Below are 20,770 nucleotides of genomic sequence, written 5' to 3' on the forward strand. Positions count from 1 at the left end.
TTCTCCTCGCAAGCTCGTGTGCCCGGACCTCCTCGGTCGGGAGGCTCACCCGGATCAACCTCGGCAAAGTTGAGTCTATTCCGCTCAACTCTGCACTCGCGGCCCCTTCCGCCGAGAGGGCAGAGAATCACGCCCGGAGGGCAGACGTAAGACGGTCGTGACGACGACCACCTCCTAGGGTGTGGCGCATGGCCTCCGACCCGTCCGCAGCCGAGCCGGCCCTCGACTGGGACCGCGTCGACGCGGTCCTCTTCGACCTCGACGGCGTCATCACGCCGACGGCCGAGGTGCACATGCGCGCCTGGGCCGACCTCTTCTCCTCCGTGCTGGACGGACGCGAGGGTGTGGAGCCCTACTCCGACGCCGACTACTTCGAGCACGTCGACGGCAAGCCGCGCTACGACGGCGTCCGCGACATGCTCGCCTCGCGCGGCATCGAGCTGCCCGAGGGCACCGACGACGACCCCGGTGACCAGCCGGCCGGCGAGGAGACCGTCAAGGGCCTCGGCAACCGCAAGGACGCCGCCTTCGCCGCGGCCCTCGAGCGCGACGGCGTCGACCCGTATCCGGGCTCCCTGGCCCTGGTCGAGTGGCTGGCCGATCGTGGCACGGCCATGGCGATCGTGAGCTCCTCGCGCAACGCACCGAAGGTGCTCGCCGCCGCCGACGTCGAGCGCTTCTTCCCCGTCGTCATCCACGGCGGGGTCGCGAGCGAGCGCGGCATCGCGGGCAAACCGGCGCCCGACACCTACCAGGCCGCCGCCGCCGACCTCGGCGTCGCCGAGCAGCGCTGCGTCGTCGTCGAGGACGCCACCAGCGGCGTCGCCGCCGGAGCCGCCGGGGACTTCGCGTACGTCGTCGGTGTCGACCGTGGGGCCGGCGAGCAGACGCTGCGCGCCCACGGCGCGGAGGTGGTCGTGACCGATCTCGCGCAGCTGGCCGACCTCGAGGGGGCCGACCGGTGAGGCCCGACGAGACCGACGTGCACGCGCGTCCCCACGGAGCCAGCCACGTCGCCCCGCCCGCCGAGGACCCGTTGGACCGCACCAGGTTCCCCGCCGAGGAGTGGCGGCTGACCGAGACCCGGTTCGAGGGTGACGACCTCGGGCGCACCGAGACCCTGTTCGCCGTCGGCAACGGCTACCTGGGGATGCGCGGCAACTACGAGGAGAGCCGCGACTTCTCGGCCAACGGCACCTACGTCAACGGGTTCCACGAGACCTGGCCGATCCAGCACGCCGAGGACGCCTTCGGGTTCGCGAAGGTCGGCCAGACGATCGTCAACGCCCCCGACGCGAAGATCATCCGGCTCTACGTCGACGACGTGCCGCTCGAGCTCTCGACCGCCGACCTCGTCGACTACGAGCGGTCCCTGGACTTCCGCGACGGCATCCTGCGACGTCGCGTGCTGTGGCGTACGCCGGCCGGCAAGCGCGTGCTGGTCGAGAGCAGCCGCATGGTCTCCTTCACCCAGCGCCACCTGGCGGTGCTGACGCTGACGGTGACGATGCTTGACGGCGACGCGCCGATCGTCATCTCCTCCCAGCTGCTCAACCGCCAGGACGCGGACCGTGGGGCGGCCGTCGAGCTCGCCCGCCAGATCGAGGAGCTCGACCCCCGGCGCAGCGAACGCTTCGCGCGCCGCGTGCTCGAGCCCGAGGGGGAGGCCGGCGAGCTGCCCGACGGGCGCATCTCCCTGCGCTACAAGTGCGCGCGCAGCGGCATGACCATGGCCGTCGCGGTCGACCACACGATGACGACCGAGAACGCGGCGGTCCACGACGACGAGCTCAACGGCGACATGGCCAAGCGGATCTACCGCGTCGACGCGTTGGCCGGTGTCCCCGTCGAGCTGACGAAGACCGTCAGCTACCACACCGCCGAGGTCGTGCCCTCCCGCGAGCTGCTCGACCGCTGCGCCCGCACGCTGGACCGCGTCGCGGTCGAGGGCGTCGAGAAACAGCTCGACGACCAGCGGGCGTGGCTCGCGGACTACTGGGCGCGCTCCGACGTGGAGGTCCCCGGTCAGCCCGCCGTGCAGCAGGCGGTGCGGTGGAACCTCTTCGCCCTCGCCCAGGCGGCCGCCCGCGCGGACGGCCTCGGCATCCCCGCGAAGGGCGTCAGCGGGTCGGGCTACAACGGGCACTACTTCTGGGACACCGAGATCTACGTGATGCCGTTCCTCACGTACACGAGTCCCCAGGCGGCCCGCAACGCCCTGCGCTTCCGCCATCGGCTGCTGGACTCCGCCTGCGACCGTGCCGAGGAGGTCGCGCAGAAGGGTGCACTGTTCCCCTGGCGCACGATCAACGGGCAGGAGGCCTCGGCGTACTACGCGGCCGGCACGGCGCAGTACCACATCGACGCCGACGTCTCCTACGCCCTGAGCCAGTACGTCGGCGCGACCGGCGACGAGGAGTTCCTCGACGAGCAGGCCGTCGACATCCTGGTCGAGACGGCGCGCCTGTGGGCCGACCTGGGATTCTGGAGCGACCGGGGCGGCCTCACCGGTGACAGCGAGCCGGCCTTCCACATCCACGGGGTGACCGGCCCCGACGAGTACACGACGGTCGTCGACGACAACCTCTTCACCAACGTGATGGCCCGCTTCAACCTGCGCCGGGCCTCCGAGGCCGTCCGGTTCCTCCGCGAGCGGCGCCCCGGGGCGTACGAGCGGATGCGCAACCGCGTCGGGCTCGTCGAGGAGGAGTGGGCCGAGTGGGACCGCTGCGCGGCCGGCATGGCGATCCCGTTCGACGAGCGGCTCGGCATCCACCCGCAGGACGCACACTTCCTGACCCGTGAGATGTGGGACCTGGAGAGCACCCCGGTCTCGAAGCGTCCGCTGCTGCTGCACTACCACCCGCTGGTGATCTACCGCTACCAGGTGCTCAAGCAGGCCGACGTGGTGCTCGCGTTGTTCCTGCAGGGCGAGGAGTTCAGCCGCGAGCAGAAGAAGGCCGACTTCGACTACTACGACCCCATCACCACCGGGGACTCCACGCTCTCGGCGGTCGTGCAGTCGATCGTCGCCGCCGAGGTCGGCTACCCCGAGCTGGCGCTGCGCTACTTCTACGCCGCCCTCTTCGTCGACCTCGCCGACCGGCACGGCAACACCGCCGACGGCGTGCACGTCGCTTCCACCGGCGGCACCTGGAACGCGCTGGTCTGCGGCTTCGGCGGCTTCCGCGACCACGGGTACGGCCGCTGGACCTTCGACCCACGGCTGCCCGAGGGCTGGGAGTCCCTGACCTTCCGGCTGACCTTCCGCGGGACCCGCGTACGCGCCACCGTGCGCAGCGACGCGCTCGAGCTCGTCGTGGAGGACGGACCGGGGCCCGTGACGGTCTGCGTCCGCGGGGAGGACGTCACCGTGGCCCCTGAGCAGCCGGCCTCGGTGGCCCTGTCGCCGGAGACCGAGGGACTCCCCTGCACCGCGCCGGCGCGGTGAGGGCCGGCGGCACCTGAGCGACCTCAGACGTCGGTCGCCCGGTCCCACGTCGACATCACGATGAGCGTCTTGGTGCCGGAGACCAGCCCCGTACGCCGCAGGTCGTTCACCACGCGTTGCAGGTGGTCGACGTTGCGGACGCGGATGCGCAGCAAGCCGTCGGGGTCGCCCGAGATCGTGAAGAACTGCTGCACCTCGGGCAGCCCGCGCACGATGTCCTCGAGCTCGTGGGTGTCCGTCGCCCCGGTCAGCCGGATCTCCGTGAACGCCTCCAGTCCCTCGGCGGCCGTCTCGTCGACGATCGCCGCGTAGCCGCGGATCGTGCCCTCGGCCTCCATCCGCGCGATCCGGCGACCCACGGGGGCGGCCGACAGACCCACGGCTCGCGCGATGTCGCTCGTGGGCATCCGTGCGTTGCGGCGCAAAAGGTCGAGGATCTGCTCGTCGATGGCGTCCATACGGTCTCCGTCCGCGGCGAGATCGTGCGCTCGCCCGCATGATCCAGTGCTGTGTGCTGGGTCACTCTGCCACGTCGACGCGTTCTGACGCGTCGTCGGATCGCGGTCGTTGACCGGCTCCGCGCCGGCCCGCACGCTCAGGTGACCGCACCGCACACCACGGGAGGTCCCCATGAGCCGCTCGCGCACAGCCACCCACGCTGACGCCGCTCGCCCCACCGACCGGCTGCTCTCCTGCCTGGACACCACCGGGCACCTGCACACCGAGCCCGAGCTGCCGGCGGGCGTCGCCCCGCTCGACCTGAAGCAGGCGCTGCTGCAGATGACCCTGGCGCGCCGGCTCGACACCGAGGCGGTCGCCCTGCAACGGCAGGGAGAGCTGGGCCTGTGGCCCTCCCTGCTCGGTCAGGAGGCCGCTCAGGTCGGCGCCGCCTCGGCGCTGGGCGTACGCGACGTCGTCTTCCCGACCTACCGCGAGCACGCCGTGGCGGGCTGCCGGGGCATCGACCCGGTGGACCTGCTCGGCCTCTTCCGCGGCACGACCATGGGCGGCTGGGACCCCGCGGCGACCGGGGTGCAGCTCTACACGCTCGTCATCGGAGCCCACACCCTGCACGGGGTCGGCTACGCGATGGGGGTCGTCCGCGACGGCGACGTCGGACACGGCGACCCCGAGCGCGACCGCGCCGTGATCGTGTTCCTCGGCGACGGGGCGCTCAGCGAGGGCGAGACCAACGAGGCCTTCGTGTGGGCGGCGGCGATGGACCTGCCGGTCGTCTTCTTCTGCCAGAACAACCAGTGGGCGATCTCGGCCCCGTTCTCCACCCAGAGCCGCGTGCCCGCCGCCCAGCGCGCGGCCGGGTTCGGGTTCCCGGGCGTACGCGTCGACGGCAACGACGTCATCGCCTGCCACGCCGTGACCGCCAAGGCGGTGGCCCGTGCCCACGCCGGCGGCGGACCCACGCTGATCGAGGCCGTCACCTACCGCCGCAACCCCCACACCACCTCCGACGACGACGGGCGCTACCGCCACGCCGCCGAGAACGACCACTGGACGGCACTCGACCCCATCAGCCGCCTGCGCTCCCACCTCGAGGGTCTCGGTGCCCTCGACGACGAGTGGCTCGAGGAGCTCGCCGCCGCCGAGCGCACCCTGGGGGCGCGCGTACGCCGCGGCTGCCGCGAGCTGCCACCGCCGCCGCCGGACCAGCCGTTCCTCCACACGCTCACCGCGATGACGCCCGAGCTGGCCCGGCAACGGGAGGCGCACCTCGCCTTCGTCGCGGGGGCCGACGGGATCGACGGGGCCGACCGGTCCGAGGAGCGGTCATGACCGAGCAGATGTCCATGGTCGGCGCCCTGAACGCCGCGCTCCGCGCCGAGCTCGAGGCCGATGAGAAGGTCGTGCTGTCGGGTCTGGACATCGGAGAGCTCGGGGGCGTCTTCCGGGTGACCGACCGTCTGGCCAAGGACTTCGGGACCCACCGCGTCATCACCTCCCCCCTGGGCGAGGCCGGCATCGTCGGCAGCGCCGTCGGCATGGCGCTGGCGGGCTACCGGCCGGTGGTGGAGATCCAGTTCGACGGCTTCGTGTTCCCGGCGATGAACCAGCTGGTCACCCAGCTCGCGAAGTACCGCCACCGCTCCGACGGTCGCCTCTCGCTGCCCGTGGTCGTCCGCATCCCGGTGGGTGGCGGCATCGGCGCGGTCGAGCACCACAGCGAGTCGCCCGAGGCGTACTTCGCCCACACCCCCGGTCTGCGGGTGCTCTGCCCCTCGACGCCGGCCGAGGCGTACGCCCTGCTCCGCGCCGCGATCCGCTCCCAGGACCCGGTCGTCTTCCTCGAGCCCAAGAAGAGCTACTGGGCCAAGGGCGAGGTCGACACCGCGGCAGGCGCCGCCGACCCGGTCGAGCTGGACCGGGCCCGCGTCGTGCGGCCGGGCCGGCACCTGACGATCGCGACGTACGGGGCGCTCGTGCCCACGGCCCTGAAGGCCGCTGCAGGACTGGCCACCGATGGCACCGACGGTCCCGGAGGGCCCGGCGGTCCCGGCGGCGGCATCGAGGCCGAGGTGATCGACCTGCGCACCCTCGCGCCCCTCGACCACGTCACCGTCGTGGAGTCGGTGCGGCGTACGGGGCGGCTCGTGGTCGCCCACGAGGCGTCGCAGTCCGGCGGCATCGGCGCCGAGCTCGCCGCCCGCGTGCAGGCCGACGCCTTCTACGACCTGGAGGCACCGGTGCAGCGCGTGACGGGCCACGACACCCCCTACCCGCCGAGCCGGCTCGAGCACGACTGGCTGCCGAACCTCGACCGTCTGCTCGACGCCTGCGACGTCGCGCTCGCCTTCTGAGAGGGAGGACCGGCATGACCACAGCGATGACCACAGCGTGACCACAGCGATGACCACAGCGATGACCACTGCGACCGGGACCGCCCGGGAGTTCCGTCTGCCCGACGTCGGTGAGGGGCTCACCGAGGCCGACGTCGTCACCTGGCACGTCGCCGTGGGCGACGTCGTGGAGGAGAACCAGACGCTCGTCGACATCGAGACGGCCAAGTCGGTGGTCGAGCTGCCGAGCCCGTACGCCGGCGAGGTCCTCGAGCTCCTGGCCGCCGAAGGCGACACCGTCGAGGTCGGCACGCCGATCATCCGGATCGGCGCGGCGACCGGGACGAGCCACGCGGGCCCGCAGCTCCAGGAGCCCGAGGAGCCCCGGGAGCCCCGGGAGCCCCGGGAGCCCAAGCCGCTGGTCGGCTACGGCGCGCGGCCCGAGAGCTCGCGCGGTCGACGACGCCGTCCCGGGACCCGTCCCGGGACCCGTCCCGGGACCCACCCCCAGACCCCAGACCACGGCGCGCCGGACGCGGCCGGGGAGCGTCCGCGAGCCAAGCCCCCCGTACGCCGTCTGGCCGCCGACCTGGGCGTCGACCTGGGCGAGGTCGTCGCCACCGGCCCCGACCGCGTGACCACCCGGGAGGACGTCGAGCGGCACGCCGCGAGAAGTGACCCCTCGCGGGAAGTGCCCTCTCGCGAGGTGCGGACGCCGGTCGCGGGGGTCCGCAAGCACACCGCGGCGGCGATGGTCGCCTCGGCGTTCACGGCCCCGCACGCGACGCTCTTCACGACCGTGGACGCCACCGCGACGATGGACCTGCGCGAGCGACTGCGGCGGCGTCCCGAGATCGGCGGGGCCCCGCTGAGCCCGCTGGTGTTCGTGGCTCGCGCCTACCTGCGCGCCCTGACCCGTACCCCGGTCGCCCACGCCCGGTGGGTGGATCTCGAGGACGGGTCGGCGGAGATCGTGCAGCCTCCGCACGTGCACCTCGGCATCGCCGCGGCGACCCCGCGCGGACTCGTGGTGCCGGTGCTCAGGCAGGCCGACACCCTCGCGCTGCCCGCGCTGGCCTCAGCCATCGGGGAACTGACCGCGACCGCCAGGGCGGGGCGTACGCCTCCCGAGGCCATGACCGGGGGGACGGCGACGATCACGAACGTGGGCGTCTTCGGCATCGACGGCGGCACGCCGATCCTCAACCCCGGGGAGACCTCGATCCTGGCCGTGGGCGCGGTGCGTCGCCGACCGTGGGTGGTCACCGACCCGGACGGTTCGCACGAGCGCCTCGAGCCGCGGTCGGTGATGCAGCTGTCGCTCTCCTTCGACCACCGCGTGGTCGACGGTGCCGAGGCCTCCCAGGTGCTGGCCGACACCGCCGCGGTCCTCGAGGACCCCGGGATGGCGATGCTCTGACCCCGACGGCCCCGGGGATGCTGGTACGCGCCCCCACCGCGACCACCTCGCCCGCGCGGGGCGCTCGCCGTCTCCGCTGCCGTGGTCCTCGCTCTGGGGCCTGCGGTCGTCGTCGGGGTACCCGCGTGGGTCGGTGTCGTGGTGGTGAGGACGTCGCTGGCGTCGCCGACGCGTCCGAGGCCCGCCCTGGTCGTACGTACGGCCCCCTGGGCGACCGCAGCCCTGGCCCTCGGCCTGTTCTGCTGCGCCGCCGCGGCGGCGCCGTTCGTCCGCGAGGCGTTCTCCGGCTCCCGCGGCGACGTCGTCTCCCTCGCGGCCGGCGGGGCCCTCCTGGCCAACACCGTCGACAACCTCCCCGCCTACCTCGCCCTGGCGCCGCTTGCGCACGACGACGTGAGCCGTACGGCCCTGCTGGTCGGGGTGGACGCCGGCCCACTGGTCACCCCGTGGGCATCGGTGGCCACCCTGCTGTGGCTGCGCGTCTGCCGCGCCCACGGCGTACGCCTGGGCCTGCGTGAGCTCGGCCGGCTGGCCGGCGAGGGAGCGGTCGTGGCCTCGCTCGCGGTGTCCGCCGGCACCGCGGCGCTGCTGCTCGTCCACGGCTGAGAGCACACATGTGTCGGACATCGCGTCGCAGATACCGTCGCGGACCTCTCAAAGCGCTATCGCACTGTGGCCGTGGCCACTACCGTCTGTCCTGGACGCGCAACCGGGTCGGCCGGCCGTGACGAGCCAGGAAGGCGGTGGGCCCCGTGAGCGTGCTGGCGATCGACTGGTTCTTCCAGGACGTCAACTGGCTGCTCTTCTGGACCGTGCCGCTGTTCACCGGCACCGTCGGGTGGCTCATCAACTGGACCGGGCTGATCATGCTCTTCAGCCCGCTGACCTTCCACGGCAAGCGCGTCCCCGGCATGCGCCAGCTCGCCAGCGTGCTGCCCCGCAAGGTGCAGGAGGTGCCGGGCATCATGCAGGGCGGTCTCGGCTGGCAGGGCATCATCCCGGCGCGCGCCGCGAAGATGGGCTCCATCGCCGTGGACAAGGCGATCGCGAAGCTGGGCACGCCGGCAGAGTTCTACCAGCAGCTCGAGCCCGACCAGATCGCCGCGCACATCGTGGAGACCTTCCACCCCCAGGTGCCCGAGATCGTCGACCAGGTGATGAGCCGGGAGCGGCCCGACCTGTGGCGTGACCTGCCGACACCGGCGAAGCGCGCGGTCTACCACCGGGTGCAGGCGCAGCTGCCGCAGGTCATCGGCAAGGTGACCGACGAGATCGGCATCCACATCGATCAGCTGCTCGACCCGAAGCTCATGGTCATCGACCACTTCGAGAAGAACCCCGACCTCGTGGTGCGCATCTTCCGCGACTTCGGTCAGCGCGAGCTCAACCTGATGGTGAACTTCGGCTTCATCTTCGGGTTCCTCCTCGGCATCCCGCTCGCGGTGGTCGACCACTGGTTCCACCAGTGGTGGATCCTGCCCGTCTTCGGCGTGGTGATCGGGTGGGTGACCAACAAGCTCGGCATGTGGCTGATCTACTCCCCTGCGGAGAAGACGAAGGTGGGGCCCTTCACCTTCCAGGGGTTGTTCCCCAAGCGGCAGGACGAGGCCGCCGAGGTGTACGCCGAGATCATCGCCGAGGACGTCATCAACCTCGAGAACATCGGCCGCTTCATCACCGAGGGGCCGCGCAGCGACCGCACGAAGCAGATGATGGCCTCCGCCCTGCGCCCGGCCATCGACCGTGCCGCGGGTCCGCTGCGCGGCGCCGTGCGCGTCGCGGTCGGCGAGCGCGAGTTCGACGCGATCCGGGAGTCGGTCACCCTGGAGGCCGTCGACCGCACCATCGCACCGTTCCAGGACGAGGAGTTCGGCGAGCAGCAGGCGGAGAAGATCCGCAAGCTGATCTCCGACCGCACCAAGGAGCTGCCGGCCACCGACTTCGTCGACATGATGCGGTCGGCGATCGAGGAGGACGAGTGGCTGCTCTACGCCCACGGCGCCGTGATGGGACTCGCCGGCGGCTTCCTCCACCTGCTGATCTTCGGCGTCGGCGCGAGCAGCGCATGAGCACCACCGTGCACGTGAGGATGAGCATGCGCGCCGAAAGCGGGGTAGGGACATGGCCGTGAGCCGCACCGAGGACGCGTACGTCGAGCCGGGCCTCGAGCCGGGCCCCGGCGGCGTGGGCGAGCACGGCCAGCTCACCTCGGCCCGGCGCCGCATGAACGCGGGGCGTACGCGCGGCCGCACCGAGCCGGTGACCGAGGCGAGCGAGGCCTCGGTGCGAGAGGCCGAGAAGCGCATCGCCAGGCTGGAGGACGGCGGCGCCGACGACGGTGCGCTGACCCCGGTCCCGCTGTCGCCGATGCTCGTCGCCCGCATGACCCGCTCGGCGCCCGGCGTCGCCCGGGTGGCCGCGGAGGCCGCCTTCAACACCGCCACCTGGTCGCTGCGCACCTACCTCAAGGTCGCCCGGCGCCTCATCCGTGCCGCCACCTCGCCGGAGGAGGCCCAGCTGCTCGCACACGAGCTCGGCGTCACGGTCGGCACCATCGGCGAGCTCGGCAGGCAGCTCGCCACCGGCATGTCCCTGCAGCAAGCGCTGACCGAGCTCACCGCGCCGGACCGCGAAGAGGTCAACGGACGCAGCGAGGCGACGCTGCAGACGCAGGTCAACGCCGAGGACCTGCGCACCAAGGGTCAGGCGCTGCTGCGTCGCTCACGCGACGTGTGGTCCAACGAGACGGCGCACCCTGCGTACGCCCGCATCCTCGACGAGCTCGCGCCCGACGAGGCGCGGATCCTGGTGCTGATGTGCAAGGAGGGTCCGCAGCCGAGCGTCGACGTCCGCACCGGCGGCCCGGTCGGCATGGTCTCCTCCGAGCTGCTCGCGCCGGGCCTGAACATGATCGGCCCGCGCGCCGGGGTGCGCTACGAGGACTTCGTGCCCAGCTACCTCAACAACCTCTACCGCCTGGGCATGGTCTGGTTCAGCCGCGAGGCGCTGCGCTCGCCCAAGCCGTACCAGGTGCTGGAGGCCCAGCCAGCCGTGCTGGAGGCCATGCGCTCGGTGAAGTTCGCGAAGGTGGTGCGGCGCTCGATCCACCTCACGCCCTTCGGCCACGACTTCTGCGTCGCGGTGCTGACCCCGGACGCGGCCGCGCGGGGCGACCTTCCGGAGCACCAGACGCCCGCCGGAGCGGTCTCGCCCGACGGCGACAAGTAGACCGTCGCCGACCAGGCGGGTCGGTCCGGCCGGCGCGGCACCGGACGGCCGGACCGCTCAGGTCATGGTGGCGAAGACAACCGCTCCGTGGTGCCTGCCCCGCCGCGAGGTCATCACCCGCGGGGAAAGGTGGTCGTCACCCGATCGAGACCGGACCGCACCCCTCCGGGTGCGGCCGGCCTCTCGGGGCGTGAGGCGCGTCGCTCAGGCGGCGTGGTTGCAGGTCTCGCAGCTGCAGTCGGCGCACACGCACGAGACGCAGGGCTCACCACCGCACGCGTCGCAGCTGCACACCGCGTGGTTGCAGGTCGAGCACGTGCAGTCGGCACAGGTGCACGTCGCGCAGGAGTCCGAGCAGTTGCTGCACTCGCACGTCAGGCACTCGTCGTAGTGACCGTCGTGCTCGCGGTGGACGTGACCGTCGTGGAGGTAGTCGACGTGGTCCTCGTGGACGACGGCGACGTGGCCGCAGCCCGGACCGTGGGTGTGGTGGTGGTCCTCGGCGGTGCGGTGCTCGGTGGCGGTGGTCATGCGTGGGACTCCTCGGTGTGGTGGAAGGCGTCGAGGAACACGTGGGCCACGTGCTCGTCGACCAGCTGGTACGTGCTCGTACGGCCGGTGCGCGTGGGGGTGACCAGGTGGGCCGAGCGCAGCACCCGCAGGTGCTGGCTGACCAGCGGCTGGCTCACCTCGAGCTCGGCGGCGAGCTCTCCCACCGTCCATCCGCGCTCGGTGAGGCGGTGCACGATGGCTGCGCGTACGGGTGAGGCGAGAGCGGCGAAGACCTCCGCGACGGCCGCGTAGCCGTCGGGGCCCCCGACCTCTCTGCTCATGCAGACATCGTTACATGCGCACGTGTGCATATCAAGCCCGTGCGAGACCGGCTCCCGCGCACCGGGTCACAGCTCCGGGAACGGCCCCTGGTAGCGCGTGAGCACCGTCCGGGTGCGCAGCACCGGGAGCCGGCTGGTCGACTCCTCCTCCGACGCACGCAGCTCCCCGGCCAGTCGGGTGACCACGTCGGCGGCATCCACCAGCTCGGTCTCGACCTCGGCGAGACGGCGGCGGAGCTCGGTGTTGCGACTGCGCAGGGCGAGCACCTGGTTCTCGAGGTCGAGGATGCGCTTGACCCCCTCCAGCCCGATGCCGGCGGCGGTGAGCTCGGCGACCTCGCGCAGCACCTCCAGGTCGCGCAGCGAGTAGCGACGCCCGCCCCCTCCCGTGCGCCCGGGGGACACGAGTCCGATGCGGTCGTACGTGCGCAGGGTCTGCGGGTGCAGCCCGGTCAGCTCCGCGGCGACGGAGATGACGTACACGGGCACGTCGGGGCCGGGCGCCGACGGTGCGCGGCCCCTGCCGCCCTGACCCGCGCGGCCGGCCATCAGCGGGATCCGTCCGCCAGCACCTCGGCGCGCACGTCGGCGCCCCCGGTCGCCCGCCGATAGGCCTCCACGGCCGTGCGCGCCTCGTCGGAGAGCGCCGCCGGCACCTGCACCTGCACCGTGACCAGCAGGTCACCCCGGCTGCCGTCGCGACGCGGGGCACCCTTGCCACGCACCCTGAGGCGACGACCCGACCCGGTGCCGGGCGCGATCTTCAGGCTGACGGGCTGCCCACCCGGGGTCGGCGCCTTCACGGTCGCGCCGAGCGCCGCCTCGTCGAAGGTCACCGGCAGGTCCACCACGACGTTGTCGCCGTCACGGGAGAAGACGGGATGCGCCGCCACCTTGACGTTGACGAGCAGGTCGCCCGCCGGTCCACCGTCCTCACCCGGGGCGCCCTTGCCCGTGAGCCGGATGCGCTGGCCGTCCTTGACGCCCGCGGGGAGCCGGGCGGAGACGGTGCGGGAGTCGGTGGTGCGCCCCGAGCCCATGCACGTCGGGCACGGGGTGTCGTAGACGAGCTGGCGTCCCCGGCACTTCGGGCACACCTCACGCATGGCGAACGCGCCACCGGAGGAGTCGACGACCTCCCCCGCCCCGTCGCAGACCGAGCAGACCTTCGGTGAGGTGCCCGGCTTGCCACCGGTGCCGTTGCAGGTCGAGCACGCCCCGTCGGCACGCAACCGCAGGGTGATGGTCGTGCCGGCCAACGACTCCAGGAACCCGATGCTGGCGCTGGCGGTCACGTCGGCGCCCTTGGTCGGCGTACGCCGTGCGCGACGCTGACCACCGCCTCCGAAGAGGTCGCCGAACATGTCGCCGAGTCCTCCTGGGCCGGCTCCTCCGCCCTGGCGGAGCAGGTCGTCGAGGTCGAACGGCTGGCCCTGCTGACCCGGGCCCGACGTCGGCCGCCGTCCCCCGGGGAAGCCGCCACCCATGCCGCCCATGCCCCCCATGCCACCACCGGCGACGGCAGCGCGGAACTGGTCGTACTCGCTGCGTCGCTCGGTGTCGGAGAGCACGTGGTACGCCTCCGACGCGGCCTTGAAGCGCGTCTCGGCGGCCGTGTCCCCCGGCTTGGTGTCAGGGTGGTTGTCCCGCGCGATCCTGCGGTACGCCTTCTTGATGTCGGCGGCAGCGGCGTCCTTGGCCACGCCGAGCGTCTTGTAGAAGTCCTTCTCGGCCCAGTCGGCACTGACGGCCATGCGGGATCCCCCTCTCAGCGGTCTCGGAGTCGGTGGTGCGGCGGGTCCGGCGTGGGTCAGCCGGGGCTGACCACCACGACCATGGCTGCCCGGACCACGCGGTCCCCTGCCCTGTAGCCGGCCTGCGCGACGTGCTCGACGGTCGTGGTGGTGACGTCGTCGCTGGTGCGCTGGCTGATGGCCTCGTGCAGGGTCGGGTCGAACTCCTCGCCCGGCTCCCCGAAACGCTCGAGGCCGAGCTGTCCGACGACGCGGACCAGCGAGTCGGCCACGTGCTTGAAGCCGCCGACGACCTCACCGTGCTCGCGGGCCCGGTCGATGTCGTCCAGCACGGGCAGCAGCGCGGTCGCCGCGGCGACGGTGGCCTGCTGCTTGTTGGCCTCGCGGTCGCGGTCGACCCGGCGCTTGTAGTTGACGTACTCGGCCTGGAGCCGCTGCAGGTCGCCGGTCAGTCCGGCGATGCGGTCGTGCGCCGCGACGAGCTCGTCGATGCCACCGTCCTCGTCCGGTGCGGGCGCACCGGGGTCGACGACCGGCGCCTCGGCCGCGTCAGGAGCAGCGCTCTGCGCGTCGGCCCCCGAGCCACCGGCGGAGGCGGCGTCGACCGCCTCCGCCAGCGGGTCGCCCGAGGGACCCGTGGCCGTGTCCGGGTGGGCCACGCCGTCGGGCGAGCCCGGTGCCGCGGGATCCGATCCGGTCGGCTTGTCGGTCACTTGGACTCCTCGTCCTCGTCGACGATCTCGGCGTCGACGACGTCGTCGTCGGCAGCGGTTGCACCCTCGTCACCGGCGGCTGCGCCCTCGGCGCTCTGGGCCTCGGCGTCGGCGTACATCGCGGCGCCCATCTTCTGGCTGGACTCGCCCACCTTGGCGATGGCGGCCTGGATCGACTCGGCGTCGGCCTCCTCGTCCTCGAGCAGGGCCTTCAGCGCGTCGACGTCCGTGCGGACCTCGGTCTTGACGTCCTCGGGCAGCTTGTCGTCGTTGTCGGTGAGGAACTTCTCCGTTGAGTACACGAGCCCGTCCGCCTGGTTGCGGACCTCGACGGCCTCGCGGCGCTTGCGGTCCTCCTCGGCGTACTGCTCGGCGTCCTTGACCATCTTCTCGATGTCGTCCTTGCTGAGCGCGCTGCCGCCGGAGATGGTCATCGACTGCTCCTTGCCGGTGCCCTGGTCCTTCGCGGACACGTGCACGATGCCGTTGGCGTCGATGTCGAAGGTGACCTCGATCTTCGGCATGCCGCGCGGGGCCGGGGGCAGACCGGTGAGCTCGAAGTTGCCCAGCGGCTGGTTCTGCGCCCACATCTGACGCTCACCCTGCGCGACCTTGATCTCCACCGACGGCTGGTTGTCGTCAGCGGTCGTGAAGATTTCCGAGCGCTTGGTCGGGATCGTGGTGTTGCGCTCGATGAGGGTGGTCATGACGCCGCCCTTGGTCTCGATGCCGAGGCTCAGCGGGGTGACGTCGAGGAGCAGGACGTCCTTGACCTCGCCCTTGAGGACACCGGCCTGGAGCGCCGCGCCCAGCGCGACGACCTCGTCGGGGTTCACACCCTTGTTGGGCTCGCGCCCGGTCAGCTCGCGGACGACGTCGGCGACCGCCGGCATGCGGGTCGAGCCGCCGACGAGGACCACGTGGTCGATGGACTTGACGTCGACGCCGGCGTCCTTGACGACGCTGCGGAACGGCGCCTTGGTGCGCTCGAGCAGGTCGGAGGTCTCCTTCTGGAACTCCGAGCGGGTCAGCTTCTGCTCGAAGTGCAGCGGACCGGACTCGCCGTGGGTGATGTACGGCAGGTGGATCGAGGTCTCGCTGGAGGAGGACAGCTCGATCTTCGCCTTCTCGGCGGCCTCCTGCAGCCGCTGCAGGGCGATCTTGTCCTTGCTCAGGTCGACACCGTCGGTGCTCTTGAACTTCTTGACCATCCACTCGACGACGCGGGAGTCCCAGTCGTCACCGCCGAGCTCGTTGTCGCCGGAGGTCGCCTTGACCTCGACGACGCCGTCGCCGATCTCGAGCAGGGAGACGTCGAAGGTGCCGCCACCGAGGTCGAAGACCAGGATGGTCTGGTCATCGCCCTTGTCCAGGCCGTACGCCAGCGCCGCCGCGGTCGGCTCGTTGACGATGCGCGAGACGTTGAGGCCGGCGACCTCGCCCGCCTCCTTCGTGGCCTGGCGCTGGGCGTCGGAGAAGTACGCCGGGACGGTGATGACGGCGTCGGTGACGGTCTCACCGAGGTAGGACTCGGCGTCGCGCTTGAGCTTCTGCAGCACGAACGCGCTGATCTGCTGCGGCGTGAACGACTTGTCGTCGATCGAGGTCTTCCAGTCGGTGCCCATGTGGCGCTTGACCGAGCGGATGGTGCGGTCGACGTTGGTGACCGCCTGACGCTTCGCGACCTCACCGACGAGGACTTCGCCCGACTTGGCGAAGGCGACGACCGAGGGGGTCGTGCGCGCACCCTCGGCGTTCGCGATGACCGTGGGCTCACCGCCCTCGAGGACGGCGACGACGGAGTTGGTGGTGCCGAGGTCGATACCGACTGCTCGAGCCATGTGCTGCTACCTCCTGGTGGGCCGGCCGTGCCGGCCGGGACGAGTACGTGCGGGAGAGTTCGTGGGCGCGATCGCCGCAGGCGGTCGCGCGAGATGGATCGTGGCAGAGAACCTGAGCCGCTTCAACTCAACTTCTCTGACTGGTGCAACGGCGACCCGGTCCGGGCTATTCCCGCGCCGCAGGACGCGCACACGGACGCGCGACGGACGGCCCGACCCCACGCGGGAGCGGGCCGTCCACGGCGCGGAATCGAGCGTCGTCGCTCGCGAGGCCTAGTAGATCTCGACCTTCGCGACGTTGGAGACCTGACCGCTGCGGGGGTCCACCACGCGGAACTCGTCGACGCCGGAGAGCCCGGCCACGAGCGTCCCCCGGTAGCGGCCGTTGCCCTGGACCGTCGCCTTCTCGCGGTAGTCGATCCAGTTCGGTCCCACCTTGTTCTGCAACGTCAGGGTGCGGCCTGTCTGGCCGCGGAAGGTACCGCGCCACACGACGGTCTCGTACGGCTCGGCCGCCTCCTTGTTCAGGCGCAGCACGAAGTCGCCCTGACGGGTCCCGGTGGGGAGGCCGTTGCCGCCGACGCCGAACTCGGTCTGGTCGTCGGGCTCGCGGACGGTGTTCGGGTTCTGCACGTCGATCACGCCGCCGTTGCCGCCACTGCTGCCACTGCCACCACCGCCGCTGCCCCCGTTCCCGCCGTTGCCGCCGTTGCCCGAGGTCGAGGGGGCGGTCGCGCTGAGGGGGCCGGGTGCGGAGCCCTCACCCGGACCGCCGAGCAGCTGGAAGGCGACGTACCCGCCGATGCCGATCATGAGCACGAACGCGGCGAGGCCGCCCGCGATCGTCGCGAAACCCCCGCCGAATCGGCTGAGGAAGCCCCCCTCGGACCCGTCGGACCCCTCGGTCGAGGTCTCGTCGGCCGCCGAGGTGTCGTCGTCGGTGCTGTGGTTCTCAGCCATCGTCGCTCCGTGTCGTCGGCGCCCGGGGACCCGGGCAGTGCTGGGGCGTGGGCGCAGTGTGTCGTACCCAACGCGCAGGGGGAAGGAAACCGGGACGGACTGATGCGCACCTGCGACACGGACGGACCCGACCGGAAGGACTCATGACCACCTTCAGCGCGACCAACGACTCGACCGCTGTCGTCGACGCGAGCCGCGAGGAGATCTGGGCGATCCTCACCGACCCCGAGGAGCTGCCCCGGCTGACGCCGAACCTCGAGCGCATCGACGCCGACGGCGACACCTGGGTGTGGCACATGAGCCGCATGCCGATCCTCGGCACCTCGCTGGCACCCTCGTTCACCGAGACGATGAGCTTCGACGAGCCCTCCCGCATCGAGTTCACCCACACGCCGCCCGAGGGCTCCACCGAGCGCGCCGGGGCGGAGGGCGTCTACGACCTGCAGGAGACCGACGGCGGCACCGAGCTGTCCATCTCGCTGACCATCACGGTCGACCTGCCGTTGCCGAAGCTCTCCAAGGGCGCGGTGACGCGGGTGATGAACAGGGTCATCTCACGCATGGGGGACCGCTTCGCCGACAACCTGCTGCAGCGACTCGAGGCGCGGCGCGCCTGACGCCGGCCCTCAGGCCTGACGCAGGGGCCCCACCTGCCACGAGGACGCCCGTGAGGTGTCCGCGTCGCCGCACGAGGACAGCACCCCGACCGGGCCGGCCTCGTCCTCCAGGGTGTGCTGCTGGACCTCCACGGCCCATCGTCCGGCGGACTGTCCGGCCCTGATCTCGAGCGTGACGGTGGTGGCCCCGGGCGCGACCTCGCGGACCGCGGCGTCCACGTCGTCGACCCCGGTCAGCCCGAGCCGCTGGCGGATCGCCACCTCGGCCGCCTGTGCCGCGGGCTGCTGCCACACGCGGCCCCGCAGACGCTCGGTCAGCAGCTGCCCGGACGCGTACGCCTCACGCAGGGCCACGGCCTCGCCGGCCTCGACCCGCCCGTACGCGAGTCCCGCCGGGAGAAGGACCACGTTCGGGGCGAAACGGTGCCCCCCGACGTGCGAGCACTCCCACGTGCCCTCGGGGTCGTGCGTGGCGAGAGCGGCGGCGACCGGCCGACCACGTTCTGCGCAGCAGACGTCGCGTCGGCCGTGCGTGCACACCAGCACCACGGGCTCCTCGACCGGCTGCCACCCCGGCCGCTCGCCTCGGACGAGCCCCGCGAGATCGACGGTCAGGAGCTCGTCGAGGTCGGCCAGGGTGCGTCGCTCGAGCCACGACATCTCGGGGCCCGACCACGACGCCATCACGCGTACGCCCTGGGCGCCCTGGTCGCGGCCCGTCCGCCCGTGGCGACGAATGAGCAGCACCCGCAGTCCCTCGAGGTCGAGATGGTCACGGACGGCAGCGGGCAGCCTGGTGTCGCGCAGCACCTTGGGGCCCCAGGGCCCGTCCTGCTCGATCAGCAGGCACGCGTTCCAGGCGCTCGCGGACCCGCCGAGCTGCTCTCCGGCAGCGGCGCTGACCTCTGCGCACCGCCGGGTCGTGACGTCGGGAGCGGCGGTCAGCTCACTCCTCCTCGTCCTCTGAGTCCCCTGAGTCCTCTGAGTCCTCTGAGTCCTCTGAGTCGCCCGAGGTCTCGTCCTCCTCCGAGGGCTCGCCGTCCGCGTCCTCCTGGGAGGCGTCGGACTCGTCGTCCTGCATCTCCTTGAGGAGCCGCTGCGGGACCGCGTCCCCCGGGATGCCGGTCGTCTCGAGTTCGTCGTCGCGCGCGTCCGACACGGTGCCTCCTGGGCGGTTCTGGTGGGGTACCGGGTGCCTACCCGTCCAGCGACGACGACATGCCGGCGGTCGTGTCCCAGGCGCGGGAGAGTGCCGCCCAGGTCTCGACGTCGGCGTCCTCGGAGGACCCGAGGTCGTTGGAGCGCTGGAACGCGTCCACGGCGGAGACGGTGCGGTCGTCGTAGGTGCCGTCGACGGGCACGGGACCCGCCGCGCGCAGGAGCTGCTGCAGGGCTCGGACGCGGGGGCCCTGGTCGCCGGGTGCCACCGGTGCCGCCAGGGCCGCCCAGGTGCGGGGGTCGACGATCCCCGTGACGGGGAGGTCCTGTGCGACCTGGAAGTCGGCCACGCGCTGCGCCGTGCCGGCGTCGTAGACACCGTCGGGGCGAGGTCCGGCCCCGTTGGCGAAGAGCAGCCACTGCACCGCGGTGACCTGGGGACCGATCACGCCCGGCCGCACGGTGCCCCACGCCGGCCCTGTCCCGGGGGGCGGAGGGACGACCTGGGCCTCGCCGACGAGCGGGGGGTCACCGGGCCCGTCCGAGGTCCCGGCCTCCGGCGAGACGGCGCTCGGGGTCGGACCAGCAACCTCGGCGCCCCCACCGTCGTCGCGCGCCGCCCACAGCACGGCGCCGACCTGGGCGAGGAGAGCGACGACGACCAGGGCGGCGACGGCGGTCAGTCGGGACGCCCGCCGGGGACCCTGCTCGTGGTCCTCGTCGTCGTCCGCGACGTCGGTCGTGGGTGGGGGACCCGAGAGGGACGGGACGACCACGAGGCGAGGAGCATCAGGCGTACGGTCCGGCCGCAGACCACGTCGTTCGCGGTCCAGCGCATGGTCGGCCGGGTCCGCCTGGTCCACGGGGCCGCGGTCGTCCGGCCGACGGTCCGCACGACCTCGGAGGAGCGGGACGACGCTGCGGACGGTGCGCGACGCCGCACCGGCCCGGGGCGGCACCGTCGATGCCACCGGGAGTGCTTCCCCGTCACCGGCGTCGAGGGGGATGCGGGTGATGACGGGCTGTTCGGTCGGGCGGCCGGACTCGGTGCGCTGCGGACCCACGACACGAGGCCGCTCGTCGAGCGCCAGCGTCGCCGCGTCGGCGAGCGCCAGCACGCTGCTCGGGCGAGCAGCCGGGTCCTCGGACAACCCGATCCTCGCCACGGCCAGCAGGCGACTGCGCTCGTCGTGGAGGCGGCTCGCGATCACGGGCCTGTCACCGGGCGCGCTGCCGCTGGCCATGAGATGGAGCAGCGCGGCGAGGCCGTGGACATCGGCGGCGACCGTCGGCGGCTCCCCCGCCAGGACCTCCGGCGCGAGGAACCGGTCGGACCGCCCCGAGGGCTGCGAGGCGCCGTCGACGGACAGACCGGGCAGAGCCATCTGGTCGACTTCCGACTCGCGCGGACGCACCAGCCGCGTCAGCCCGACGTCCACCAGGGTCGCGTCGATCGACTCGCCCGTCCCGGTCACGCGGACGTTGCGCGGCGTCACCGCTCCGTGCACCACACCCGCGCGGTGCGTCACGTCGAGGGCGGCGGCGACCTGGGCGAGGACCTGCGCGCTCTGTGCAGGACTCCACCAGCCGTCACGGCGTACGCGTCGCTCGAGGTCGACGCCCGGCACCAGACGGCTGACCAGGACCAGCAGGTCGCCCAGCTCGCCGGCGTCCAGCACCTCCGCGGCGTGCGGGGGCGCCAGAGCGGTGAGCAGCTGGCCGCGTCGCCGCAGGTGCCGTGCGAGCACCGGGTCGACCTCGCTCCGAGGCAGGATCTTCACAGCGACGTCGCGCGCTGCCGAGGGCTGCCACGCACGCCACACCGACGCCCCGGGACGCGGGGACAGACGTCCGTCGAGCCGACACCCCAGCACCCAGTCACCGGCTCGCGGCGTCAGATGACCACCAGGACCCACGTCATACCCCTCTGTCCCTGGAGCGGTGGCCGCACCCCTGGTCTGGACACGCCCAGTTTGCCCGGGAAGATCCCGGTATCGCAACGT

19 protein-coding genes are annotated in these 20,770 nt (G+C 72.3%); 9 read left to right on the forward strand and 10 right to left on the reverse strand.

Going from position 1 to position 20,770, the window contains the following annotated elements:
- Window positions 1–188 precede the first annotated feature (188 nt).
- Complete coding sequence (locus tag KLP28_05580) at window positions 189–965, forward strand: HAD-IA family hydrolase (GenBank protein ID QWC86177.1); 777 nt, start codon at window positions 189–191, stop codon at window positions 963–965.
- Window positions 966–982: 17 nt separating this feature from the next.
- Complete coding sequence (locus KLP28_05585) at window positions 983–3,451, forward strand: glycoside hydrolase family 65 protein (GenBank protein QWC86828.1); 2,469 nt, start codon at window positions 983–985, stop codon at window positions 3,449–3,451.
- A gap of 23 nt (window positions 3,452–3,474) precedes the next feature.
- Here the strand turns inward: KLP28_05585 and KLP28_05590 are convergent, their stop codons facing one another.
- A complete protein-coding gene (locus tag KLP28_05590) occupies window positions 3,475–3,909 on the reverse strand; it encodes an Lrp/AsnC family transcriptional regulator (protein ID QWC86178.1) in 435 nt (144 codons plus the stop codon).
- Between the two features lie 172 nt (window positions 3,910–4,081).
- Between KLP28_05590 and KLP28_05595 the strand changes: the two genes are divergently transcribed.
- The 6 genes from KLP28_05595 (at window position 4,082) to KLP28_05620 (ending at window position 10,891) form a co-directional block, all read left to right on the forward strand.
- A complete protein-coding gene (locus KLP28_05595; protein ID QWC86179.1) occupies window positions 4,082–5,242 on the forward strand; it encodes a pyruvate dehydrogenase (acetyl-transferring) E1 component subunit alpha in 1,161 nt (386 codons plus the stop codon).
- On the forward strand, window positions 5,239–6,264 hold the full coding sequence (locus tag KLP28_05600; protein ID QWC86180.1) for an alpha-ketoacid dehydrogenase subunit beta: 1,026 nt from the start codon (window positions 5,239–5,241) through the stop codon (window positions 6,262–6,264). Before KLP28_05595 ends, KLP28_05600 begins: the two co-directional genes overlap by 4 nt.
- A gap of 61 nt (window positions 6,265–6,325) precedes the next feature.
- A complete protein-coding gene (locus KLP28_05605; GenBank protein ID QWC86181.1) occupies window positions 6,326–7,663 on the forward strand; it encodes a 2-oxo acid dehydrogenase subunit E2 in 1,338 nt (445 codons plus the stop codon).
- 81 nt (window positions 7,664–7,744) lie between these two features.
- Window positions 7,745–8,269 carry a hypothetical protein gene (locus KLP28_05610; protein ID QWC86182.1) on the forward strand — a complete coding sequence of 175 codons (525 nt, stop codon included), beginning with the start codon at window positions 7,745–7,747 and terminating at the stop codon, window positions 8,267–8,269.
- 137 nt (window positions 8,270–8,406) lie between these two features.
- Entirely contained in the window at window positions 8,407–9,732 is a 1,326-nt protein-coding gene (locus KLP28_05615; protein QWC86183.1) for a hypothetical protein, read from the forward strand.
- 298 nt (window positions 9,733–10,030) lie between these two features.
- Window positions 10,031–10,891, forward strand: coding sequence for a DUF4393 domain-containing protein (locus tag KLP28_05620; GenBank protein ID QWC86829.1), 861 nt, complete (start codon window positions 10,031–10,033; stop codon window positions 10,889–10,891).
- Between the two features lie 204 nt (window positions 10,892–11,095).
- Here KLP28_05620 and KLP28_05625 read toward each other — a convergent pair whose 3' ends face one another.
- From KLP28_05625 to KLP28_05655, 7 genes are all read right to left on the reverse strand, one after another.
- Window positions 11,096–11,422 (reverse strand): hypothetical protein, encoded by a 327-nt coding sequence (locus tag KLP28_05625; GenBank protein ID QWC86184.1) that lies wholly within the window; start codon window positions 11,420–11,422, stop codon window positions 11,096–11,098.
- Window positions 11,419–11,724 carry a metalloregulator ArsR/SmtB family transcription factor gene (locus KLP28_05630; protein QWC86185.1) on the reverse strand — a complete coding sequence of 102 codons (306 nt, stop codon included), beginning with the start codon at window positions 11,722–11,724 and terminating at the stop codon, window positions 11,419–11,421. The genes KLP28_05625 and KLP28_05630 overlap by 4 nt, the downstream gene beginning before the upstream one ends.
- 66 nt (window positions 11,725–11,790) lie before the next feature.
- Window positions 11,791–12,273: a MerR family transcriptional regulator gene (locus KLP28_05635; GenBank protein ID QWC86186.1), complete on the reverse strand. Its 483-nt coding sequence runs from the start codon at window positions 12,271–12,273 to the stop codon at window positions 11,791–11,793.
- The gene (locus KLP28_05640; protein QWC86187.1) at window positions 12,273–13,478 is read right to left on the reverse strand and encodes a DnaJ domain-containing protein; all 1,206 of its coding nucleotides are present in this window, start codon (window positions 13,476–13,478) and stop codon (window positions 12,273–12,275) included. The genes KLP28_05635 and KLP28_05640 overlap by 1 nt, the downstream gene beginning before the upstream one ends.
- Window positions 13,479–13,534: 56 nt before the next feature.
- Window positions 13,535–14,137: a nucleotide exchange factor GrpE gene (gene grpE, locus KLP28_05645; GenBank protein QWC86830.1), complete on the reverse strand. Its 603-nt coding sequence runs from the start codon at window positions 14,135–14,137 to the stop codon at window positions 13,535–13,537.
- A gap of 50 nt (window positions 14,138–14,187) precedes the next feature.
- Window positions 14,188–16,032, reverse strand: a complete 1,845-nt coding sequence (gene dnaK, locus KLP28_05650; GenBank protein ID QWC86188.1) for a molecular chaperone DnaK — start codon at window positions 16,030–16,032, stop codon at window positions 14,188–14,190.
- A 273-nt stretch (window positions 16,033–16,305) separates the two neighbouring features.
- Window positions 16,306–16,992 (reverse strand): hypothetical protein, encoded by a 687-nt coding sequence (locus KLP28_05655; GenBank protein ID QWC86189.1) that lies wholly within the window; start codon window positions 16,990–16,992, stop codon window positions 16,306–16,308.
- A 143-nt stretch (window positions 16,993–17,135) separates the two neighbouring features.
- On the opposite strand from KLP28_05655, the gene KLP28_05660 reads away from it, so the two are divergent.
- Complete coding sequence (locus tag KLP28_05660) at window positions 17,136–17,609, forward strand: SRPBCC family protein (GenBank protein ID QWC86190.1); 474 nt, start codon at window positions 17,136–17,138, stop codon at window positions 17,607–17,609.
- A 9-nt stretch (window positions 17,610–17,618) separates the two neighbouring features.
- On the opposite strand, the gene KLP28_05665 is transcribed toward KLP28_05660, so the two are convergent.
- Complete coding sequence (locus KLP28_05665) at window positions 17,619–18,869, reverse strand: hypothetical protein (protein QWC86831.1); 1,251 nt, start codon at window positions 18,867–18,869, stop codon at window positions 17,619–17,621.
- Window positions 18,806–20,683: a peptidoglycan-binding protein gene (locus KLP28_05670; protein QWC86191.1), complete on the reverse strand. Its 1,878-nt coding sequence runs from the start codon at window positions 20,681–20,683 to the stop codon at window positions 18,806–18,808. Before KLP28_05670 ends, KLP28_05665 begins: the two co-directional genes overlap by 64 nt.
- Window positions 20,684–20,770: the final 87 nt, after the last annotated feature.

Source organism: Nocardioidaceae bacterium, assembly GCA_018672315.1.
In the GTDB taxonomy this organism is placed as follows: Bacteria; Actinomycetota; Actinomycetes; order Propionibacteriales; family Nocardioidaceae; genus TYQ2.

Coding starts and splice junctions, on each gene's coding strand:
- KLP28_05580 (QWC86177.1), top strand. CDS start 189: ATGGCCTCCGACCCGTCCGCAGCCGAGCCGGCCCTCGACTGGGACCGC.
- KLP28_05590 (QWC86178.1), bottom strand. CDS start 3,909: ATGGACGCCATCGACGAGCAGATCCTCGACCTTTTGCGCCGCAACGCA.
- KLP28_05595 (QWC86179.1), top strand. CDS start 4,082: ATGAGCCGCTCGCGCACAGCCACCCACGCTGACGCCGCTCGCCCCACC.
- KLP28_05600 (QWC86180.1), top strand. CDS start 5,239: ATGACCGAGCAGATGTCCATGGTCGGCGCCCTGAACGCCGCGCTCCGC.
- KLP28_05605 (QWC86181.1), top strand. CDS start 6,326: ATGACCACTGCGACCGGGACCGCCCGGGAGTTCCGTCTGCCCGACGTC.
- KLP28_05620 (QWC86829.1), top strand. CDS start 10,031: ATGCTCGTCGCCCGCATGACCCGCTCGGCGCCCGGCGTCGCCCGGGTG.
- KLP28_05625 (QWC86184.1), bottom strand. CDS start 11,422: ATGACCACCGCCACCGAGCACCGCACCGCCGAGGACCACCACCACACC.
- KLP28_05630 (QWC86185.1), bottom strand. CDS start 11,724: ATGAGCAGAGAGGTCGGGGGCCCCGACGGCTACGCGGCCGTCGCGGAG.
- KLP28_05635 (QWC86186.1), bottom strand. CDS start 12,273: ATGGCCGGCCGCGCGGGTCAGGGCGGCAGGGGCCGCGCACCGTCGGCG.
- KLP28_05640 (QWC86187.1), bottom strand. CDS start 13,478: ATGGCCGTCAGTGCCGACTGGGCCGAGAAGGACTTCTACAAGACGCTC.
- dnaK (QWC86188.1), bottom strand. CDS start 16,032: ATGGCTCGAGCAGTCGGTATCGACCTCGGCACCACCAACTCCGTCGTC.
- KLP28_05655 (QWC86189.1), bottom strand. CDS start 16,992: ATGGCTGAGAACCACAGCACCGACGACGACACCTCGGCGGCCGACGAG.
- KLP28_05660 (QWC86190.1), top strand. CDS start 17,136: ATGACCACCTTCAGCGCGACCAACGACTCGACCGCTGTCGTCGACGCG.